Source organism: Candidatus Kaelpia imicola (assembly GCA_030765505.1).
GTDB classification, from domain to species: domain Bacteria; phylum Omnitrophota; class Gorgyraeia; order Kaelpiales; family Kaelpiaceae; genus Kaelpia; species Kaelpia imicola.
Map to the genome: position 1 here is coordinate 1 of JAVCCL010000006.1, position 20,683 is coordinate 20,683.

Below are 20,683 nucleotides of genomic sequence, written 5' to 3' on the forward strand. Positions count from 1 at the left end.
GAATGAAATTATTAAAGAATGGAAAAAACACCTTAAAGCCGGAAATAACTAATATTTCTGAGCATGGATTTTGGATATTGTTAAAAGGAGAAGAATATTTTCTCCCCTTTGAAAAATATCCCTGGTTTAAAAATGCTAAAATATCATCAATAATTAATGTAAAATTATTTCATAAGCATCATTTATATTGGCCAGAATTAGATGTAGATTTATCTATGGAGATTTTGGCTAATCCCAAAAAATATCCTTTAATATACAAGTAATAAATTTATTCCAATAGCCGCTTTTATATCTTGATTTAAATCTGATATAGGATTGTCCTTCGGGAATACTATGGTTGTTACTGAGCATATAGATTTTAAGGTCTTTCTGAAGCATTATGATGATTCTACAGAAGAAAGCAGGAAAAATGCACTTGCTAAGACAAATGTTTAAAGTATTATATTTGGCAATGCAGTTTGGTGGGATTTTGGTAGGATTTTGAGCTCTTTGAGATTGAACTTGTTGAGAATTAGGCAGTTAGGGATTTCGATATGTATATTCCCGCTACCTCCATTATTATAATATTGGATAGTTTAATAAGGTCAGTTAGTTACGTAAAAGAGAGGCAATCCTTAAGTAAAATCAATACTTTACATCACAAGGTAAGTCAAGTTATTGTAAGTTATCATTTACTCTTAGAAAGCATGATTTTGGTGTTTTTGGCGGGGAAATAGTGGGTTTTCGAAAGGTCGTACTATTAAAGTTGAGTTTTTTAGTTAGGTGCAATAAAGAGATTGTGATTAAAGTAGTCTAACCTATGGAGAAATTGTTAACTACACAACAGTTATGTGAATTGATTCAGGTAAGTCTAAGGATTGTTTATAAATGGACCCATATTAGATTATACCCCGCTATAAGCTTCGTAATGGTGTTAGATTTAGAGCCTCTGATATAGAAAAATGGTTAAAAAGAAGGCAAAAGGCAGGGAGGGAGACTTATAAAATAGGGGTGGAGGAAATGGTGTAAATCAGGAACTGTGATGTTATTAGAAAGTTTTACCAAATAGAGATTTTTAGCATAGTCCACTTGGTGTAGATCAATGTCCTTCCTATAAACCTCTATTTTAGTCGCAGTTTGACAGCCTTCATATATATGGCATACTTTAAAAGAGAGGAGTTTCGTATAAATATGAAGAATCTAAAAACGATAGGAATTATTTTATTATCCTATATAAATTTGGCAAATGCATTTATTATATCAGAACCAAAAAATTATTCATTACCTCAATCTAAATTAAATTTAGATATTTTAGTAGAGAATTTTATAAACTTAGCTACTGAAAGAAACATAGAAGTAGAAGGCATAGGATATCTGGAGTCGAAATTTAGCCCTTTTGATATAGCTAATATGATATCTGCTTTTACTCTGATTCCCTTAGAGCACTTTAGCTCTTTAGAGATTATATTTTTCCAGTCGCTTGAATTTGGTTACGGTGGCTATGATAAAGATAAGAAGATGATTATGATTTCTGTTCCTGATATAGCCTCTAAAACAATTATTCATGAGATTGGACATCTTGTTCATTTTGGGTTGGAGGAGATAAATTTTCAAAGTGATTATGAATTTCTCTCTAAATTTTATTATGAGGAGATGGGTTTTACTCCTCCAAAAGAAGAATCTTTGTGGCCAGAAGGTGCTATACGGGAGACATTTGCTGTAATGTATCAGATGTACATAGCAGAGCCGGAGCGGCTAAGAAACTGGGTAGAAGGAAGAGAGAAGGCATTTAATAATTACCTTTTTATGAAAAATTTTGTTTTTTCGGGTGAAGAATATTAGAGTATTTTAAAAATTATATGAAAGCTCATAAGTTAAAAATAATTGGGTTGGTTTGTTTGTTATTGGTTTTGTTTGTTCTTCCTGCCGATGCCAGGAGGATTAAGGAATCGGAGACTACATCAGCAATTCAGTGGTCCCAGGAACTATTCCTAAAGGAATTGCAGGAAGTAGCAACTAGATTAAAAACTACCTCATCTTATGCATTTCTAAATGACAGTGAAGGGAAAAAGGTATATGCGGCATTTAGGTACCACAGGCGTGAATGGGGTTATATGAGCTGGGCAGATGTACTCAAAGCTGTGGGGTTGGAAGCAGTAAGGGGTGTGTCTTATATGTCTATTAGATGGACTAATGAATCATTTCTCCACAAATTAAAGGAAGTAGCAACTAGATTAGAAACTACCTCATCTAGGGCGTTTCAAGATGATAGTGAAGGAAGTAATACATATAGAGCATTTGAACGCTATAGACATGAATGGGGTTATGCGAGTTGGGCAGATGCAGTGAGGGCTGTTGGTTTGGAGCCGGTTTTTAGTTGGACACGAGAAGTATTTATAGATAAATTTAAAGAAGTAGCAACTAGATTAAATACCACCTCATCTAGTGCATTTCAAGATGATAGTGAAGGGCAGAAGTTATACGCCGCATTTTATGACCACAGGTATGAATGGGGTTATGAGAGTTGGGGAGATGCAGTCAAAGCTGCGGGTTTTTAGTTTCGTTCCCACCCAGCCCTTGGTGTAGTTCTCAATGGACACAATTTTGTCACAATGAGGTTGTGAAAATCCCCGATGAGAATCTATATTTCATAACTTGTTGGTATTCAAGGATTAACGCCATATTAATTTAAGTATTTTGTTTATACATTTGATTGTGGCTCAAGTTGTCACGAGTTAAAACTCTGTTTACTAAAGTAGTATTAGTGTCCAAAAGGTGCTCATTTAAAACCAAAACACTGACATACAAATGTTTAAAGATATCGTATTTAGCATAGCAGTTTGGTAGGATTTTGTGGTGGGTTTTTAAGCTCTTTGAGGTTAAACTTGTTGGTGGTGAGGTAGTTAGGGACTTCAATACATATATTCCCGCCATCTCCATTGTTTTTTGCCAAGACAATTAGTTGACGAATGTGGTATAAATATGATATATTTTTTATACTATGGAGTTTGAGTTTGATTTAAAAAAGAGTAAAGCAAATAAGAAAAAACATGGAATTGATTTTTCCAAAGCACAAGCATTGTGGAAAGACCCCAATGTGATAGAAATTCCTGCAAAAACCAGCGATGAACCGAGATTTTTAATAATAGGATCTATTTCGAATAAGCATTGGTCAGGAGTAATTACCTATCGAAAGGGGAGAATACGGATTGTTTCAATGCGCCGATCTCGGCCAGAGGAGGTTGATATTTATGAAAGCTAAAGAGTTTGATGAAAAATTTGAAGATGGTCAAGATATATCTAAATATCTTGATATTTTAAAAGCTCGAAGGACTGAGCAAGAGCAAAAAAGAGTTAATGTTGATTTTCCTCTATGGGTACTTCATTTTTTGGATAAGGAAGCAAAACGTCTTGGAGTTCCCCGTCAGTCCATCATTAAGGTTTGGATAGCAGAGCATATAGATAAATCCTTATCATAGTTATTAATTTCTACCAATTATCTTAGTAAATTATCTTGGTTTTTCTAAAAAACAGTTAAATTTTTTACAAAAGATTGTCGAAAGGCGTAAGAATGAAATTATTAAAGAATGGGAAAACACTTTAAAGCTTGAAATAACTAATATTTCTGAGCATGGATTTTGGATATTGCTAAAAGGAGAAGAATGTTTTCTCCCTTTTAAAAAATATCCCTGGTTTGAAAATTCTAAAATATCATCAATAATTAATGTAAAATTATTTCGTAAACACCGTTTATACTGGCCGGAATTAGATGTGGATTTATCTATAGAGATTTTGGCTGATCCCAAAAAAATATCTTTTAATATACAAGTAATAAATTTATTCCAATAATCGCCTTTATATCTTGATTTAAATCTGATATGGGATTATCCCCAAAGAAGATCATGGTTATTACTATAGATGTAGATTTAAAAGTCTTCCTGAAGCATTATGACTATTCTACAGAAGAAGGCAGGGAAAGTGTACTTGCTAAGACAGATATTTAAGGATATTGTATTTAGCAATACAGTTTGGTGGTTTTTGTGGTGGGTTTTTGAACTCTTTAAGATTAACTTGTCGGCACTAAAGCGCTTAAGGATCTTGGCGCTTATATTCCTGCTGCCTCACTATTTTTAATATTTGCCGTATTGACCTTTAATTTTATACATAAGTTGGAGAATTACCTTGATATTTTTGAGAAAGTCTATAATTTGTTGATATGATAAAATATAGTATCTCTGCAGTAATACTTGCTTATAATGAACAAAACAATATTACGCCTTTAATAAAAAAAACAGATAGGGTATTAAAACAAAAATTTTTTGATTATGAAATAATAGTTGTTAATGATGGAAGTCAAGATAATACATTGTCGGTACTTAAAGAGTTAACTTTAAAATATCCGAAGCTTAAAATCGTAACTCATACTCAGAATAAAGGATATGGAGCAGCAGTGGTTTCCGGATTAAAGACTTCTCAATATGAACTTGTATTTTTTACTGATGGAGATAATCAGTTTAATGTAGAAGAGATTAATAAGTTATTGCCTTATATTGATGATTCCGATTTAGTTGCTGGTTATAGGGTTAAACGTAGTGACAATTTTTTTAAAAGAATAAATACTTTAGCATGGAATATATTAATTAGATTTCTGTTTAAAGTAAAAGTAAAAGATTTAGATTGTGCGTTTAAATTATTTCGTAAAACTATATTAGAGAAGATTGATTTAAGAAGAGTTAAATCTCAAGGAGCAATGATTAATGCGGAAATTTTAGTCCGTTTGAAGAAAGTAGATGCCAAAATCGTTGAAGTTCCGGTTAGTCACTTTCATCGTAAATTTGGAAAACAGACTGGAGCAAGTTTAAAAGTTATAGCAAAAGCGTTTAAAGAGCTTGCTATGTTCTACAGGGAATTGCATAATTGAATCCTTGGAGTGAACCCTTATAACTGGACAGAGAGTAAGTTGTAAAGGCTGATGAGATATACAGAAGAAGGGCCTGTTAATGCGAATACGAAGAGCATTTACAAGAGACGGTTAAAGAGCATAAAAAAAAAGTTATCAAAGAGTAAAAAGTACCTTAAAACCTGAAATAATTAATACTTCTGAGCATGGATTTTGGATATTGTTAAAAGACTGTATCTTTACATTTCTTGGTAAACCTATTCAAGCAGAGTCTAAAAGTTAAGGAAGCTGTTTGAAGATAGCTCTTGTCTCATCCGTTAGAGGGCTATCTGCAGCAAGTGCTAATCTGTAATGTTCTTTTGCTTTGGCGTACTCTTTTAATTCATAATAACTGAGCGCCAGGTTTATATGTACTCTGGAGTAGTTAGGGTCTGCCTTAAGCGTCTCCCTGTAAGACTCCATTGCTTCTTTGTATTCTCCCAATTGATAGTATATGTTTCCTAAGTTAAAGTAGACTATAGCATCGGGTTTGAAAAGCAGTGCTCTCTTATAATGTTCTATTGCTTTATCCGGTTCACCTTTAGCTCTATAGGTATTTGCAAGATTGGCATAACTCTCTCCATAGCCGGGCTTTGATGTAATAGCCGCCATATAGCTATTAATGGCTGAGTCGTAGTCTCCTATTTTGTAATAGAGATTGCCGAGATTATAATATATTGATGCCACATTCGGTTCTGAAGCTATTGCGTCTCTGTAATGTTTAAGAGCCAGTCTATTCTTATCTGACTCTGTATAGAGTATGGCAAGGTTTGCATTAGCCATCCAGCAGCCCGGATTCTTGGCTATTATGCTCTTATAGAGCGTTATCTCGTCTTTATAGTTTCCGGTCAATCTGTTGCTTCCAATGCTTAAGAATATTGCGGTTATACTTAAAGTGATTGTCAGGATTAATTTAAGGTAGATACTCTTTTTCGGTTTAATAGTTTTAAGCAGATATCTGTAAGATGGGTATATAAGAGCAAAGAAGAGAAGTATTATCCAGGGGGTTGAGAGGTAGCTGAAATGGTCGGCGACATAAGAATATTTCATAGGAAAGACATTAAAGAACCCCGATGCAGGAAATATCGAGATAAGGTAGAAGGTGAAGAGAGCTGTTATGGCGCGGTTGACCCTCTTTCTATAAAGAGAGAGAAGAGAGATTAGAGATAAGAGGGTTAAAATAGGTAGCCACTCCAGAATATCAAGAGTCCTTATCTGCCATCTTGGGTAGATAAAGATAAAATCCTTGGGATAGATAACCTTATAGATGTAAAATAGAGAGGTTTTACCTATAAGTATCATCTTATCCAGATAAGAGAGGCTCCATTCAGCACCTCTTGCTCCTACATTATATATCTCTGTGAATACTGCATTCAGCCCTGCCAACAATCCTATCAATATGAATGGAATCGAGAGTTTGAGTTCTCTCTTCTTGATTTTTCCTTTAAGCCAGAAGCCATGTAATAAAGGAATAAAAGCAAATGAGACTGCGGTATACTTTGAAAATACCGCGGCTATAAAAGCTATGATTGTTAAAAGGTAGTATTTTGATTTTTTAGTCGACAGGAATTTAAGATAGCCTGAGAAAGAGAGCAGGAAGAAGAAGAGAGCTAGAAGGTTTTTAAGTTCGCTTGCCCAGGCAACTGTTTCAACTCCAATTGGATGTATTGCAAATATTAAAGCAACCGGAAACGCAAGTGGGTAGAAGAGTTTTTTAATCAGACTATAAAGCAGGAGTGCGTTGAGGATATGTATTACCAAGCTCAATATATGATAGCCTTTAGGGTTTAAACCCCAGGCCTTATCTCCAAGCCAGAAGATGGTTGTGGTTAGGGGGTAGTATTGGGGGGTTGCGTTCTCCACCCAGATATCAGTTAACCCGGTACTGCTTTTCATGTAAGAGGCTTTGTAAATATGTACATCGTCATCCCAGATAAATCCGTTATCTAATGAATCTAAATAGATTAGAGCAGTCAGTAAGACTATTATCAGCGAGGCTATTATTCCAATAAATTTCATCCAAAGCATTATAGCAGATTATAATCTTGAATTCTAAAATCTATTCAATATAATTGATTTAGATGAAGGTATTGATAGTTATATCCGTTATATTGGTATTGCTTCTTGTTACATTTTTTCTCTTTATCCCTCAAGCGGCCAATATAGAGAGAAAAGGCGGGGTCTCAGTTCAGACTCAAGAGCTAAATTCATCTAAAGAAGAGTTGATTCAAAAGAGAGATAAGAGAGATAAGTATGTCGAATCTCATGTTTTGGTCAAGTTTAAAAAGGGAGTTAGCGAGACTGAGATTACTGATTTTATAGAAGAGTATAGTTTAGAGATTTTGGATATTATAACCAATATAGGGGTATATCAGTTTGAGATTCTCTCGGAACTCTCTGTTGAAGCTATGGTTGATGAGCTCTCAGGCAATAGTTTGGTAGAATATGCAGAGCCTAATTACATAATGGAGTTTAAACTTTGAACTTAGATTTTATCTTTAAGCTATTTAAGAGGGCGGGGCATAATCAATCTTTTTCTAAAGATAGGGTTAAGATATAGTATTTTTATTAACTATAGAAGGAGATTTAAATAGATAGCAAGATAATCTTACCTGAGAAAGAGTTACCAAAAGCATGGTATAACGTTAGGGCTGATCTGCCATGGGAGTGTCCGCCGCCGAGAGATCCCGAGACAAAAGAGCCTTTAGCTCCTGAAAAACTCTATCCAATATTTCCTGAGTCTCTTGTTGCTCAGGAGATGACAGAAGAACGCTGGGTAGATATACCGGATGAATTAATAGATATATATAAGATCTGGAGGCCATCACCTCTGCATAGAGCCTATAAGCTTGAGAAATATCTTAAGACTCCGGCCAGGATATACTACAAGAATGAATCTCTATCTCCTCCGGGCAGTCATAAGCCCAATACGGCTGTTGCCCAGGCTTACTACAATAAGAGAGCCGGGGTAAAGAGAATCTCTACTGAGACCGGAGCCGGCCAGTGGGGTTCCGCTCTTGCGTTTGCCTGCAATATATTTGATCTGGAGTGTATAGTCTATATGGTCAAGATAAGCTATGAGCAGAAGCCGTACAGAAGAAATTTGATGCAGATATGGAACGCAGATGTCTATCCTTCACCGACAGATAGAACAGCCTCAGGCCGCGCTATACTGGAAGAAGACCCTGATTCGTATGGTAGTTTAGGTATTGCAATATCTGAAGCTGTTGAAGAGGCTGCAAAGGATGAGGATACGAAATATAGTTTAGGCAGTGTATTGAACCATGTGCTTATGCATCAGACTATTGTAGGCCTTGAGACAAAGAAACAGCTCAAGCTTGTTGATGAGAAGGCCGATATTGTAATAGGTTGTGTTGGCGGAGGTTCTAACTTTGCGGGACTCTTCCTTCCTTTTGTTTCTGATAAGCTTAAAGGAGAGGATATTAAGTTCCTTGCAGTTGAGCCGACAGCAACACCTACATTTACCAAGGGAGAGTATCTCTATGATTATGGAGATACTGTAGGTCTGACCCCTTTGCTTAAGATGTATACTTTGGGCCATAAGTTTATACCGGCTCCTATTCACTCCGGAGGTTTGCGTTATCATGGTGATGCACCTATTCTCTCTCTTCTTGCCCACCATAAGGTTATGGATGCTGTCGCTTATCATCAGAATGCAGCTTTTGAAGCGGCTGTTACTTTTGCGCGTACAGAGGGTATAGTGCCTGCCCCGGAGACAGCCCATGCTATTAAGGCTGTAATTGATCAGGCTCTGAGATGCAAAGAGGAAAATAGAGAAGAGACTATTCTATTTAACTTCTCGGGCCACGGCCATTTCGACCTCTACTCTTATGAGAGATATCTCGCTGGAGAGCTGGAGGATTATGAGCTTCCGGATAAAGAGATAAAAGAGACATTGAAAGATATAGCCGATATGCAGTAGTAGTTTCAGGCTATACTTTTGAAGAGGTCTTGTTGAATTTTTCGATCAGCTGAGGAAAACGTTTGCTGGTTCTTAAATTTTTAAGGTCAGGGTCTTTAAAGATATATTCAATGTCTTTATATCCAAGCTTAAGAGAGTTCTCCAATGCTCTTAAGGAGAGGCTCTTCTTGTTTAGCAGAGAGTAGTCGCAGGCAAGGTTGTAGAATATTATTGGGTCATCCGGCCTCAGCTCTTTTAATTTAAAGTCTATCTCCAGCGCTCTCTGGTATTGCTTATCTTTTGTCAGGAGCTCTCCTAAGAGAATGAGGCTGTCGATATAATCGGGATTTTTCTGGATTAGTCTCTCTGCGAATTCTATCTCGAATTCTAAATTTTGTTGATTTTTGCCCATGGCTTATCTATAATTTGAAAAGATTCTATCACCTATATTTAAATATGTCAAATCTCAAAGAAGGTATAGATATAAAAGAAGAGCAGAGCCTCTCTTCTCTTAAGGAGTTTAAAGGCTCTTTTTTACCTAAGAGAGTCTCACTCCATCTGCTTCAGCATTCAGGCAGATCCTCTACTCTCTTGACCGAGAAGGGCCAGATTCTAAAGACAGGGGATAAGATTGCTGATTCGGACGGTTCTATCTCATCCTCTCTCCATAGTTCTATATCGGGCAGAGTCAGCAGGGTCTGTAATTACAATCATCCTCTGCTGGGTAGAGCAAGAGCGGTATTTATAGAGGAAGAGGGAGAAGAGGTAGAATGGAAAGAGGCAGCAGAGAGTGAAGTTAAGAACAAGTCTTCTCAAGAACTTATCAACATAATAAAAGATTGCGGTATCGTTGGCTTAGGCGGCGCGGCTTTTCCAACCCATGTTAAGCTAAGTCCACCTCAAGATAAGAAAATAGAGACTTTGATAATTAACGGTTGTGAGTGTGAACCTTATCTCTCTTCTGATGATATTCTGATGCGGGATAAGCCTTTTCAGATAATAAAAGGTATTGAGCTGGTAAGAAAGATAGTAAATCCTGATAGAGTTATTGTTGTCCTGGAGTCTGATAAAGAAGAGGCTCTGATTAGAATGCGTCAGGCGGCTTTAAAGAAGAGTATTGAAGTAATGAAAGTCAAGAAGGTATATCCTCAGGGTGCTGAGAAACAGCTGATTAAATCCGTTATATCCAGAGAGGTTCCTCCTGGCGGTCTTCCTTCTGATGCCGGAGCTATAGTTCTCAATGTCGGAACATGTTTTGCTATCTATGAGGCAGTCTATAAGGGTAAGCCTTTGATAGAGAGGTATCTCACTCTGGCTGGAGATGTACTCTCTAACCCCGGAGTCTATCTCATAAGAGTAGGCACTCTACTCAAAGATATAGTTGAGCATAGCGGCGGTCTTACCAGAGAGCCTGTTAAGATTATATTCGGCGGTCCTATGATGGGTATTACTCAAGTCTCACTCGATACCCCTATCTTAAAAGGTACTTCCGGGGTCCTATTATTGTCTAAAAAATTTGCATCTGACTACAAGGAGTACCCCTGTATTAGATGTTCTCAATGTGTCGACCTCTGCTCTATGAACCTTATGCCTACCAAGATAGCCCATTTCGTTAAACATGGGAAATGGGATCTTTTAGATGAGTATAATATTTCGGACTGTATTGAGTGCGGCTGCTGCAGCTATATATGTCCGTCTCGGATACCCCTGCTTGACTATATAAAATTAGGCAAGGACTATTTAAAGAACAGATAATATTTATGGAAGATAATAGACTTATTATATCCGGCTCTCCGCATATAAGGGCAGCTTCGGGCCTGCGCTTTATGATGTGGAATGTAGTCATAGCCCTTATTCCGGTTATAGCGGTAAGCATCTATTTCTTTAGATTTAATGCTCTTAGGCTTATAGCGGTATCTTTAGCGGCCTCTCTTATAGCTGAAGCTCTATTTTTAAAGTTACGCAGAAAAGAGGTTGACTTTCTAGACGGCTCGACCGTTATCACTGCTTTGCTTTACGCTTTGATATTGCCTCCAAGCCTGCCTTCCTGGATGGCTGCTCTGGGTGCTGTCTTTGCAGTTGTTTTCGGTAAAGGAGTATTTGGGGGTCTGGGCTATAATATCTTTAATCCAGCTCTTATCGGTAGAGCATTTTTACAGGCCTCCTATCCTATTGCCATGACGAGTTACTCCTATCCTTTTGGTTATAAAAGTTCTCTGGATGCTGTTACTGTTGCAACACCATTGGGGTTGGCTAAGTTTAATGAGCTATATCTACCTTTAAGAGCGCTCTTCTGGGGTAATATTCCAGGCTCTCTTGGCGAGACCTGTGCCTTTGCAATCATCCTGGGAGGTATCTATCTTCTCTCTATGAGAGTTATTGATTACAGGATTCCTTTGAGCGGGATTCTGGGCTTCTCTTCTATATCCGGGATATTCTATCTCATAAACCCTGCTAAGTTCGGCAGTCCTCTATTCGGTATCTTAGGAGGCGGGTTTTTACTAGGGTTGTTCTTTATGGCAACGGATCCGGTTACAACCCCCCTGACAAAGAGAGGAAAGTATATATTTGGTCTGGGTATGGGATCTCTTATATTTTTAATAAGAAGTTTCTCCGGATTACCTGAAGGGGTAATGTACTCCATCCTGATAATGAATGCATTTACTCCTCTTATAAACCGTATTACATCTCCTAAGAGGTTTGGGCTTTGAAGGTGCTTTATAAAATGAATCTCACACTTGGTTTGATAGCGGCTCTTTCAGGTTTTACTCTTGCCAGTATGTATCAGAAGACAGAACTAAAGATAAGAGAGAACAAGAGAGAGGAGTTTGAGAGCTCGGTCTCAAGTTTGGTCTCTGGAGTAGTGAGGTATTCAGATAGAGAGATCGAGGGTTATAAAGTCTTCTATCTCTATGATAAGAATTCCCGCCTCATCTCTTATGCTATTATCGCAAGAGGTAACGGCTATCAGGGTGAGATTGAAATCCTGGTTATACTATCTAAAAACCTTAAATTTATAAAAGGTATTGAGATACTGCAGAATATTGAGACACCAGGCCTTGGGGGGAAGATAGCATCTAGAGATTTTAAGGGTCAGTTTAAAAATCTTAAAATCTCATCCGGAATAGATTATATAAAAGGAAGGGAGCCGTCCAGCCCTAACCAGATTCAGGCAATAACAGGTGCAACTATATCATCTCTCTCTATTGTGAAGATCATAAATCTTGCTTTAGATGAGACAATACCCGGGATAAAAGAAGATGGATAAGAGAGGTTCTCTCTTTGAATTTAAGAAAGGTCTGATCTCTCAGAACCCCGTTCTTGTTCTGCTTTTGGGGCTCTGCCCTGTCCTTGCTGTCACAACCTCTGCTGTAAATGCTCTTACTATGGGAGCTGCTGTTATATTTGTTTTGAGTTTATCTACTCTTGTAGTCTCAATTATAAAGAGAGTAGTGCCTTATCAGATAAGAATTGCGGCATTTACAATAATCATTGCTACATTTGTTACCATTGCAGACCTGTTTTTAAAGGCTCAGTCTCCCCATCTGAGCAAGGCTCTAGGGCCTTATCTTCCTCTGATAGTCGTTAACTGCATTATACTTGGCCGCTGCGAAGCTTTTGCTTCTAAGAATAGCGTTCTAAAGACTCTCTTGGATGCGCTGGGTATGGGAGCTGGTTTTACCATTGCGCTGCTTATCCTGGGCGGTATGCGCGAGATACTGGGAAACGGCAAGATATTCAATATCTCTATTCTGGGCGGGAGCTATGAACCGATGCTGGTCATGATTCTTCCTGCAGGAGCCTTTATAGGTTTAGGTCTCATGGTTGGGTTAATGAATATGATAATAAAGAAAAGATGAAATTACTCCTTATCTTTCTCTCAGCTGCTGTAGTAAATAATTTTGTCCTCAGTTATTTTTTAGGGATATGTCCATTTCTGGGAGTATCCAGAAAGCTTAGTTCGGCGCTGGGTATGGGAGCTGCTGTAACTTTTGTTATGAGCTTAACCTCAATCTCTACCTGGCTGCTCTACCATAAGCTCCTGGTACCTTTTAATATGGTCTACTTAGAATATGTTGTCTTTATCCTTGTGATAGCATCTTTAGTGCAGATAGTCGAGATGTTCATAAAGAAGAGTTCACCCGCTCTATATAAAGCCTTGGGTATATATCTGCCGCTTATTACGACTAACTGTGCCGTCTTAGGTCTGGCGCTATTCATGGTGCTTAAAGATTACAATTTTATTCAGAGTATAGTCTTTGCCCTGGGTGCAGGATTGGGATTTACCCTGGCACTTTTAATAATGGCCGGCATAAGAGAGGATCTGGATATCGCAGACGTACCCGGACCTCTTAAGGGGGCAGGGATTGCGCTTATTATTGCCGGTCTTCTTGCGCTCTCATTTATGGGGTTCTCAGGTCTCCTCTCCTGCTAGTTATGAAGATAACAAGAGTCTCTTACGAAGGTAGAGCATATTGGGCTAAGATCGAAGAGAGTTCTGTTACACTCCTTAAGGAGCCTCCTTTTGATAATATCGACCCCTTAAAAGACCTCTCCTTAACCGATATTAAATTGCTTATTCCGGCTGAACCCCAAAAGATAGTTCTGGTTGGACTTAACTATAGAGACCATGCCGGAGAGCTTGATATGGAGATACCGGATGAGCCGATAATATTTTTTAAACCACCCAGCTCTCTTATTAAAGATGGTGATAGTATAGTATATCCTATAGGAGTTAAGAGACTGGATTATGAAGCCGAGCTTGCGGTTGTTATAAAGAGAGAGGCCAAAGATATCAAAGAGTCTGAAGCAGCTGACTATATCCTGGGTTACTCCTGCCTTAATGATGTAACGGCCCGGGATATTCAGAAGAGAGATATTCAATGGAGCCGGGCAAAATCCTTTGACAGCTTTGCTCCTTTCGGCCCATGGATAGAGACAGAGCTTGAACTGGACAGTCTAAGAGTCAAGAGCTATCTAAACTCAGAACTAAGGCAGGACTCAACTATCTCTGACTTTATATTTCCGCTCCCAGAGCTGCTGTCTTTTATATCCTCTGTTATGACTCTTAAGCCGGGAGATATAGTCTCTACCGGAACCCCTTCGGGAGTAGGAAGCATGGAGATAGGAGATAATGTCTCTGTTGAGATAGACGGCATAGGGAGACTCTCAAATACCGTTATATCCTGTTGAATAGCCTTAGTTTCACTTGACAGTATTATTCTGATATGTCATGATTAAAACCTTCCTTGCTAAGAGATTACAGGTAGAAGAAGAATTGAATTTAAGGTGTTTTGGTTTTAGAGTAAAGTGATTGAGATATTAAGCGGGAGTTTTATAGGAATGGTAATTCTCGATATCTGTAAGGTTCCGAATTCTGTTTTAAGGGCAGAGTGCTCTCCGCTAGGCAGTCTTACTCTGTCTGATAGAGAACTTTTTAAGAATATGGAATATACAATGCGTGAATCAGGCGGTATCGGACTTGCTGCTCCTCAGGTAGGAGTAGAGAAGATGATGTTTGTTGCCCTGGATGAGAAAGGTAAGGTTTTTAAGGTTGTTAACCCTGTCATAGTTAAATCCTGGGGGTCTGATACCATGGCTGAAGGATGCCTCAGTATCCCGGATGAAACAGTAGAGGTCCGGCGTAATTACAGGGTTATCGTTGAAGGTGTTGACGAGAATAATAAAGCGCTGAAGCTAAAAGCGGAAGGGCTCTTTGCCCGTATTCTGCAGCATGAGATTGACCATCTTAAAGGCAGGCTTATAACAGATTACAGGAGGAGAGCTTAGAATGCCTACCTATGAGTATGAGTGTAAAAAATGCGGTATTAAATTTGATAAATTTCAAAATATGAGTGACAGACCGCTCTCTAAATGTCCGGAGTGCGATGGAGAAGTAAAAAGGTTGATAGGTAGAGGCGCGGGAATTATATTTAAAGGCAGCGGTTTCTATGCAACGGACCATAGGAAGCCCGAGCCGAAGAGATGCGGTGAGGATGAGAGCTGTAGTACTCCGCCCTGCTCAACTAATGGCGAAGATAAGAGATAGGGTCTGTCAATCTTTATATTCAGCTGTATATTGCCAGCGCCAGGCCTCTTCTGCTATTGCCTTTAAGTGTGCGGCTGTACCGGGCTGGTAGGGCGGCGTTACCCCCTCTATGGTTATTTCAATAGGTTTGTAAGGATTTTTCAGTATTGCTTTTAAACTGGAGTATTTCACATTGACGTAGATCTTATCCTCTTTTATAGCTGCTATGCCTATATATTCACCCTTTTCAAAGCTCTCCGTATCTATTTTCCAGAAAGCCGCTACGGCAACAGGTTTATCAGGAAGGTAGGGGGGTGCCTCTAAGTCACCGAAATCAGGGTTCAATATCTGAGACTGTATCTTTCCCTCTTCCAGCGTTATGAGCATATTAGATACATCTTCTGTGAGGTTTGAGAATATGAGCAGTGCTATAAATGAAGAGAGTAAGAGAATAATGCCTATAATGGTAAGTCTCTTTGGAGAAAGCTCCATATGTTTAGATGTTAATACTATTGTTTTTTATTGTCAATTGTGTTTTTTATGCTAAAATTTACTTTAGTCCTAAGTAATTGATAAAAATATATGGTTAAATTCAAGAATAGAGGTTTTACCTTAGTAGAGCTTATAATGGTGATTGTCATTATAGTTATTCTTGCAGCTATAGCTATACCAAAGTTTACAGATATTAATAATGATGCTAAGAACTCAGCGGATGAGTATACCATAAGGAGACTTAAAGCTGTTGCCTTACTGCTCTATCTTAAGAGCCAGACTGAAGGTACTCCTGCCTGGCCTACCGGGAGTGAGGTAGATGAACAGGTACCGAATATGGAGATGACGACTAGTTTTGAAGCTGATAAATGGCGTTACAATGATACGGGAGATACAGTAATATTCTATTGTAAACATGGTTCTGCGGGAAGTGCAGTTGGCAGGCGTTGGTGGACCTATTATCGGGTTGATGCTGATGGTTATACAGCAGGGCGGTTTGTTGAAGGGGGCGCTTCGGTAAACCATTAGCTTTAAAGGCGAGTTGAGATGAGATTAAGAGAGTTTTTAAAATCCAAGATTAATCGGGCTGTTATAACTGAGAAGAGATTAAAGTATCTAGGCAGTATAGGGGTAGATTCAGATATTTTAAAGAGGGCTGGAATTTTGGGAGATGAGAAAGTTCATGTCTTAAATTACAATAACGGGATGCGTTTCCAGACCTATGTGATCGAAGAAGAGGCTGGTTCGGATAAGGTTGTTCTCTATGGACCGGCTGCAAGATCTGGTGAGGTTGGAGATGAGGTCTGCATACTCTCTTACTGTTTGCTCTCTGATGATGAAATAACTGGGAATAAGCCCATTGTAGTAGATCTAGGAGAAAATAGTTAAGAGCTGTTGCCCCGGTTTTTTGACTTACTGATTTTCAGTTTTGTTTAAGTTGTAAAGTAATTAGAATCAATTAGATAGCTAAATAATAGCAGTAGGTTTTAATTTAAATATTGAATGGTTTTTAACTTGAGAGTATAATTCCAAAATGGTGTTAAAAGTGAATAATAAAGATAAGATAAGAGAAGAGATGTTTTCTAAATTAAAGAGCATGGATAAAGAAGAGAAAGAAAGGAGGAATCTAGGAATAAGAGAGAGACTCTTTTTAAATCCTAAGTTTCAAAAAGCAAATATAATAATGAGCTATGTCTCTAAATCATACGAGGTTGATACTTGGATGATAATTGAAAAGTCTTTGGAGATGGGTAAAAAAATAGCTGTACCATACGTATTGAAAGGCGATAGGCTGATATTACCTTCTTTGGTTCTGGATTGTAAAGAGCTTACCGAAGGGCCTTATGGAGTCTATCAGCCGCATCATGATAATATAAGAAGAGTTGATTTGAGCCGACTCGATCTTCTGCTTATTCCGGGTATTGCTTTTGATAGAGCGGGCAACCGTCTGGGGCATGGTAAGGGGTATTACGACAGGTTCCTGAAGAAGACCCCTTATACGTATAGTCTGGGATTGAGTTATGAGTTTCAAGTCATAGATTGTCTACCCATCTCTGAGTTTGACCGTCCAGTATCATCCCTGATTTATGCTTAGCCAATAGATCATAAAAAGGGGTGAGTCAGATGAAAATAGCTTTACAATTAATAGGATATGTAACAATTCTTGTTGCAGCTGGAATCCTCGGGTATCTTTCGAGGGTGTTCTTTGCGAAGAAGAATGTAAAGACAGCTGAATTCCAGGCTAAAGATATAATCAATAAGGCCCGGGAATCGGTTGAAGATAGCAAGAAGAAGTCAGAACTAGAGTCTAAAGAGATGCTCTATAAATTACGCTCTGATTTCGAGAAAGAGACAAAAGAGAGGCGTCAGGAACTCACTGAGTTTGAACGCAGACTACTTCAGAAAGAGGGGAATATAGAGCGTAAGTTTGATCTTTTGGATCAGAAAGAGAGAGATATAGTCAAGCAGTATGAAGATATCAGCAAGACAAAAGAGTATTTTAAAAAACGCGAAGGCGAATTAAACGATCTTATCATGGAGGAGAAGTTTAGATTACAGCAGATATCAGGCATGTCGCCTGAAGAGGCCAAACAGCAGCTGCTTAAACGCATGGAGACAGAGATTCAGAATGAAGCCAACCTGCTTTTGAAGCAGATAGAGGAGGATACGCGCGCTAAGGCCGATGAGAAGGCAAGAGAGATAATATCTCAAGCCGTTCAGAGATGTGCTATAGAGCATACCACAGAGTCTACTGTTGCGGTTGTAAACCTTCCCAATGATGAGATGAAGGGAAGAATTATAGGCCGGGAGGGAAGGAATATTCGTTCTTTTGAGATGGTAACAGGTGTAGATGTAATAATAGACGATACGCCTGAAGCGGTGTCTCTGTCCTGTTTCGATCCTTACAGGCGTGAGATTGCCAGAGTTGCTATGGATAAACTTGTTGAAGATGGAAGAATTCATCCGGCCAGAATCGAAGAGATAATTGAGAAGATAAAGAAGGAGATGGAGAAGAAGACAAAGGAAGAGGGGGAGTCTGTGGCTCTGGACCTGGGTGTTCATAATCTCCATCCTGAGATAGTAAGGCTTTTGGGAAAACTTAAATACAGGACAAGCTACGGTCAGAACGTACTTCAGCACTCTAAAGAGACTGCCTATCTTATGGGTGTTATGGCAAATGAATTGGGTTTGAACTTCACCCTGGCAAGGCGTGTCGGTTTACTCCATGATATAGGTAAGGCGATAGACCAGGATCAGGAAGGTACCCATACACAGATTGGCGCTGATCTGGCTAAGAAGTATGGAGAGAATGAGATAATCGTTAACTCTATTGCTGCCCACCATGAAGATGTAGAGCAGCATAGTGTATATGCTGTGCTTGTTCAAGCTGCCGATGCTGTAAGCGGAGCAAGGCCTGGAGCAAGGCGCGAGACTCTGGAGAGTTATATTAAGAGGCTGGAGAAGCTTGAAGGTATTGCCAACTCATTTAAAGGGGTTGATAGGTCATTTGCTATTCAGGCTGGACGTGAGATAAGAATCACAGTCTATCCGGATAAGATAGATGACAGCAACTCTTATCTTCTTGCCAGAGATATAAAAGGAAAGATTGAAGAGGAGCTTGAATATCCAGGGCAGATAAAGGTAGTCGTTATTCGTGAAACAAGAGCGGTTGATTATGCTAAATAGCCGGGATCTTTAGTTACTCAGACCGGCTTATTTTAAACAGCCAGCCTGGAGAACTCTTAAAGATAGATATGAAGATACTATTTATAGGTGATATTGTAGGAAGAGCCGGGCGTAAGATAATAAAAGAGAGCCTGCTTAAGATAAGGGAGAGAGAGGGCATAGATTTTGTTATTGCCAATGCGGAGAATGCAGCCGGGGGTTCAGGTCTTACAATCAGAGTTGTAGAGGAACTATTGTCTTCCAATATCGACTGTCTTACTTCAGGAGACCATATCTGGTCTAAGCGAGATATCTTGAAGATAATCGACGCAGAGCCCAGGCTCTTAAGGCCTGCAAACTATCCTTCCGGAGTGAGGGGTATAGGCTCTACTGTCTTATCAACTAAAGATGGAATAAAGATAGGGGTTTTAAATCTTCAGGGCCGGGTCTTTATGAATCCTATTGAGTGCCCGTTTAGGGTGGCTTCGTTTGAGATCGAGAGAATCAAGCAGGAGACCGCTATCATCATTGTCGATATCCATGCAGAGGCTACCTCTGAGAAGCAGGCTATGGGGCACTGGTTAGACGGTAAGGTCTCAGCTGTCTTAGGTACTCATACTCATACTCAGACTGCCGATGAGAGGATATTGCCGCAGGGTACAGCCTATATAACAGATGTTGGCATGACAGGGCCTTTTGAATCTGTTTTAGGAAGGACTATAGACTCTGTCTTGCAGAGGTTCCTGACTTCAACCCCTGTCAGGATGGATATTGCGGAGGATGATTTAAGAATACAGGGTGTTATTATTGAGATGGATAATTCCAGTTCCAAGGCCGGTTTTATAAAACGTTTTGAGTACAGGGAAGATCTCTCAATTTAATTAATCCGCCTCTTCTGTATTTAGCCTATGGAGAATGAAAGAAAAATCTATACTGTCTCTGAGATCTCAAAGAGAGTAAAGCATATCTTAGAAGATAGCCTGGGGTATCTTTGGGTTGAGGGTGAGATATCCAATCTAAGCAGGCCCGGTTCAGGCCACGTCTATTTCGATTTAAAAGATAAGTCTGCCTCCATTCCTATTACACTCTTTAAGGGGTTTTTTCAGAAGGTAAAATTCGATCTTGAAAACGGGCTCCATGTAATAGCATACGGAAAGATTACTTCCTATGCTCCTCAGGGAAAGTATCAGTTAAGAGCTGAATATCTGGAGCCAAAAGGGCTGGGCGCTCTGATGCTTGCTTTGATGCAGCTTAAAGAGAGGCTTGCTAAAGAAGGGTTATTTGAGGAAGAGCATAAGAGAGAGCTCCCTTTTCTGCCCCGGAGAATCGGTATTGTGACATCCTTTAGCGGGGCTGCAGTAAGGGATATGGTAAAAGTCTTAAGAAGAAGGTTCGATAATATTCATATTATAATCTACTCTGTGAGGGTTCAGGGTGAGTGTGCTCCGGCTGAGATTATCTCTGGAATTAAGTTTTTTAATAAGATCAAAGAGAGGGTTGATCTCTTGATAGTAGGCAGAGGCGGGGGCAGCATCGAAGACCTCTGGGCTTTCAATAACGAAGAGCTTAGCAGAGAGATATTTAAATCTGAGATCCCTATTATATCTGCCGTTGGCCATGAGCGGGACTGGACCATATCAGACTGGGCGGCTGATTTAAGGGCGCCTACTCCGTCTGCTGCTGCAGAGCTTGCAGTCAGAGTAAAAGATGAGCTCCAGGATTCACTGGATAAAAACCTCAGAGATTTAAAGAGGCTGCTTAAAGAGACTCTCAATAGAAAGAGGGATATCTTAAAACATATTCAGGGAAGGTATGGGTTATTTAGAATAAAAGATATTGTTCCCCTTAAGATGCAGCGTCTTGATGAGTTGAGTTTAAGGATGGATAGATCTACCGAAGGTATCTTAATTACTAACAGAGATAAGCTCGGCTATATTATAAAGCATCTTGAGAATTTAAATCCTTTAACTATTCTATGCCGGGGCTATAGTGTTACAAAAAATCTCATAACAGGTGAGGTTATTAAAAGCTCAAAGAGTATTAAAGAAGGAATATTACTTAAGACCAGATTACATAAGGGGAGCATTATATCCCGGGTTGAAAAAAAGAGTCTCAGTTGATATAGTTAGGCTTAGCCTTTTTAAATAAGGAGATTTCT

Annotated in this window: 27 protein-coding genes; 24 read left to right on the forward strand and 3 right to left on the reverse strand. The window is 39.0% G+C overall.

Annotated elements, in window-relative coordinates; genetic code table 11:
- Positions 1-2: 2 nt before the first annotated feature.
- The 8 genes from P9L98_01120 (at position 3) to P9L98_01155 (ending at position 4,900) form a co-directional block, all read left to right on the forward strand.
- Positions 3-263: a DUF2442 domain-containing protein gene (locus P9L98_01120; protein MDP8215908.1), complete on the forward strand. Its 261-nt coding sequence runs from the start codon at positions 3-5 to the stop codon at positions 261-263.
- Between the two features lie 907 nt (positions 264-1,170).
- Positions 1,171-1,821: a hypothetical protein gene (locus tag P9L98_01125; protein MDP8215909.1), complete on the forward strand. Its 651-nt coding sequence runs from the start codon at positions 1,171-1,173 to the stop codon at positions 1,819-1,821.
- 17 nt (positions 1,822-1,838) lie between these two features.
- A complete protein-coding gene (locus tag P9L98_01130) occupies positions 1,839-2,537 on the forward strand; it encodes a hypothetical protein (GenBank protein MDP8215910.1) in 699 nt (232 codons plus the stop codon).
- 443 nt (positions 2,538-2,980) lie between these two features.
- Entirely contained in the window at positions 2,981-3,241 is a 261-nt protein-coding gene (locus tag P9L98_01135; GenBank protein MDP8215911.1) for a BrnT family toxin, read from the forward strand.
- On the forward strand, positions 3,231-3,458 hold the full coding sequence (locus P9L98_01140) for a CopG family transcriptional regulator (protein ID MDP8215912.1): 228 nt from the start codon (positions 3,231-3,233) through the stop codon (positions 3,456-3,458). The genes P9L98_01135 and P9L98_01140 overlap by 11 nt, the downstream gene beginning before the upstream one ends.
- Positions 3,459-3,600: 142 nt before the next feature.
- Positions 3,601-3,828 (forward strand): DUF2442 domain-containing protein, encoded by a 228-nt coding sequence (locus tag P9L98_01145; GenBank protein ID MDP8215913.1) that lies wholly within the window; start codon positions 3,601-3,603, stop codon positions 3,826-3,828.
- A 29-nt stretch (positions 3,829-3,857) separates the two neighbouring features.
- Positions 3,858-3,983 (forward strand): hypothetical protein, encoded by a 126-nt coding sequence (locus P9L98_01150; GenBank protein MDP8215914.1) that lies wholly within the window; start codon positions 3,858-3,860, stop codon positions 3,981-3,983.
- Positions 3,984-4,195: 212 nt separating this feature from the next.
- The gene (locus P9L98_01155) at positions 4,196-4,900 is read left to right on the forward strand and encodes a glycosyltransferase family 2 protein (GenBank protein MDP8215915.1); all 705 of its coding nucleotides are present in this window, start codon (positions 4,196-4,198) and stop codon (positions 4,898-4,900) included.
- Between the two features lie 258 nt (positions 4,901-5,158).
- On the opposite strand, the gene P9L98_01160 is transcribed toward P9L98_01155, so the two are convergent.
- Positions 5,159-6,937, reverse strand: coding sequence for a tetratricopeptide repeat protein (locus P9L98_01160; protein ID MDP8215916.1), 1,779 nt, complete (start codon positions 6,935-6,937; stop codon positions 5,159-5,161).
- A 62-nt stretch (positions 6,938-6,999) separates the two neighbouring features.
- Between P9L98_01160 and P9L98_01165 the strand changes: the two genes are divergently transcribed.
- Both P9L98_01165 and P9L98_01170 read left to right on the forward strand, forming a co-directional pair.
- Positions 7,000-7,401: a hypothetical protein gene (locus tag P9L98_01165; GenBank protein MDP8215917.1), complete on the forward strand. Its 402-nt coding sequence runs from the start codon at positions 7,000-7,002 to the stop codon at positions 7,399-7,401.
- 107 nt (positions 7,402-7,508) lie between these two features.
- Positions 7,509-8,861: a TrpB-like pyridoxal phosphate-dependent enzyme gene (locus tag P9L98_01170; GenBank protein ID MDP8215918.1), complete on the forward strand. Its 1,353-nt coding sequence runs from the start codon at positions 7,509-7,511 to the stop codon at positions 8,859-8,861.
- Between the two features lie 10 nt (positions 8,862-8,871).
- On the opposite strand, the gene P9L98_01175 is transcribed toward P9L98_01170, so the two are convergent.
- A complete protein-coding gene (locus tag P9L98_01175; GenBank protein MDP8215919.1) occupies positions 8,872-9,252 on the reverse strand; it encodes a tetratricopeptide repeat protein in 381 nt (126 codons plus the stop codon).
- A 44-nt stretch (positions 9,253-9,296) separates the two neighbouring features.
- Between P9L98_01175 and rsxC the strand changes: the two genes are divergently transcribed.
- The 8 genes from rsxC (at position 9,297) to P9L98_01215 (ending at position 14,889) form a co-directional block, all read left to right on the forward strand.
- Complete coding sequence (rsxC, locus tag P9L98_01180) at positions 9,297-10,595, forward strand: electron transport complex subunit RsxC (GenBank protein ID MDP8215920.1); 1,299 nt, start codon at positions 9,297-9,299, stop codon at positions 10,593-10,595.
- 5 nt (positions 10,596-10,600) lie between these two features.
- Positions 10,601-11,551 (forward strand): RnfABCDGE type electron transport complex subunit D, encoded by a 951-nt coding sequence (locus P9L98_01185; GenBank protein MDP8215921.1) that lies wholly within the window; start codon positions 10,601-10,603, stop codon positions 11,549-11,551.
- A 14-nt stretch (positions 11,552-11,565) separates the two neighbouring features.
- Entirely contained in the window at positions 11,566-12,108 is a 543-nt protein-coding gene (locus P9L98_01190) for an FMN-binding protein (protein ID MDP8215922.1), read from the forward strand.
- Entirely contained in the window at positions 12,101-12,700 is a 600-nt protein-coding gene (locus P9L98_01195) for an electron transport complex subunit E (protein ID MDP8215923.1), read from the forward strand. The genes P9L98_01190 and P9L98_01195 overlap by 8 nt, the downstream gene beginning before the upstream one ends.
- On the forward strand, positions 12,697-13,275 hold the full coding sequence (gene rsxA / locus P9L98_01200) for an electron transport complex subunit RsxA (protein MDP8215924.1): 579 nt from the start codon (positions 12,697-12,699) through the stop codon (positions 13,273-13,275). The genes P9L98_01195 and rsxA overlap by 4 nt, the downstream gene beginning before the upstream one ends.
- A 2-nt stretch (positions 13,276-13,277) precedes the next feature.
- Positions 13,278-14,033 (forward strand): fumarylacetoacetate hydrolase family protein, encoded by a 756-nt coding sequence (locus P9L98_01205; protein MDP8215925.1) that lies wholly within the window; start codon positions 13,278-13,280, stop codon positions 14,031-14,033.
- 117 nt (positions 14,034-14,150) lie between these two features.
- Positions 14,151-14,630 carry a peptide deformylase gene (gene def, locus P9L98_01210; GenBank protein ID MDP8215926.1) on the forward strand — a complete coding sequence of 160 codons (480 nt, stop codon included), beginning with the start codon at positions 14,151-14,153 and terminating at the stop codon, positions 14,628-14,630.
- Between the two features lies 1 nt (position 14,631).
- On the forward strand, positions 14,632-14,889 hold the full coding sequence (locus tag P9L98_01215; GenBank protein MDP8215927.1) for a zinc ribbon domain-containing protein: 258 nt from the start codon (positions 14,632-14,634) through the stop codon (positions 14,887-14,889).
- Between the two features lie 6 nt (positions 14,890-14,895).
- Here P9L98_01215 and P9L98_01220 read toward each other — a convergent pair whose 3' ends face one another.
- The gene (locus P9L98_01220) at positions 14,896-15,360 is read right to left on the reverse strand and encodes a hypothetical protein (protein MDP8215928.1); all 465 of its coding nucleotides are present in this window, start codon (positions 15,358-15,360) and stop codon (positions 14,896-14,898) included.
- 90 nt (positions 15,361-15,450) lie between these two features.
- Between P9L98_01220 and P9L98_01225 the strand changes: the two genes are divergently transcribed.
- The 6 genes from P9L98_01225 to xseA all read left to right on the forward strand — a co-directional run bounded on the left by P9L98_01225 (position 15,451) and on the right by xseA (position 20,645).
- Entirely contained in the window at positions 15,451-15,888 is a 438-nt protein-coding gene (locus P9L98_01225; GenBank protein MDP8215929.1) for a prepilin-type N-terminal cleavage/methylation domain-containing protein, read from the forward strand.
- An 18-nt stretch (positions 15,889-15,906) separates the two neighbouring features.
- A complete protein-coding gene (locus P9L98_01230) occupies positions 15,907-16,248 on the forward strand; it encodes an aspartate 1-decarboxylase (GenBank protein MDP8215930.1) in 342 nt (113 codons plus the stop codon).
- A 157-nt stretch (positions 16,249-16,405) separates the two neighbouring features.
- Positions 16,406-16,954, forward strand: coding sequence for a 5-formyltetrahydrofolate cyclo-ligase (locus P9L98_01235; GenBank protein ID MDP8215931.1), 549 nt, complete (start codon positions 16,406-16,408; stop codon positions 16,952-16,954).
- A 29-nt stretch (positions 16,955-16,983) separates the two neighbouring features.
- On the forward strand, positions 16,984-18,546 hold the full coding sequence (rny, locus tag P9L98_01240; protein ID MDP8215932.1) for a ribonuclease Y: 1,563 nt from the start codon (positions 16,984-16,986) through the stop codon (positions 18,544-18,546).
- 68 nt (positions 18,547-18,614) lie between these two features.
- Positions 18,615-19,406 (forward strand): TIGR00282 family metallophosphoesterase, encoded by a 792-nt coding sequence (locus P9L98_01245; GenBank protein MDP8215933.1) that lies wholly within the window; start codon positions 18,615-18,617, stop codon positions 19,404-19,406.
- A gap of 27 nt (positions 19,407-19,433) precedes the next feature.
- On the forward strand, positions 19,434-20,645 hold the full coding sequence (gene xseA, locus P9L98_01250; protein ID MDP8215934.1) for an exodeoxyribonuclease VII large subunit: 1,212 nt from the start codon (positions 19,434-19,436) through the stop codon (positions 20,643-20,645).
- The last annotated feature ends 38 nt before the right edge of the window (positions 20,646-20,683 follow it).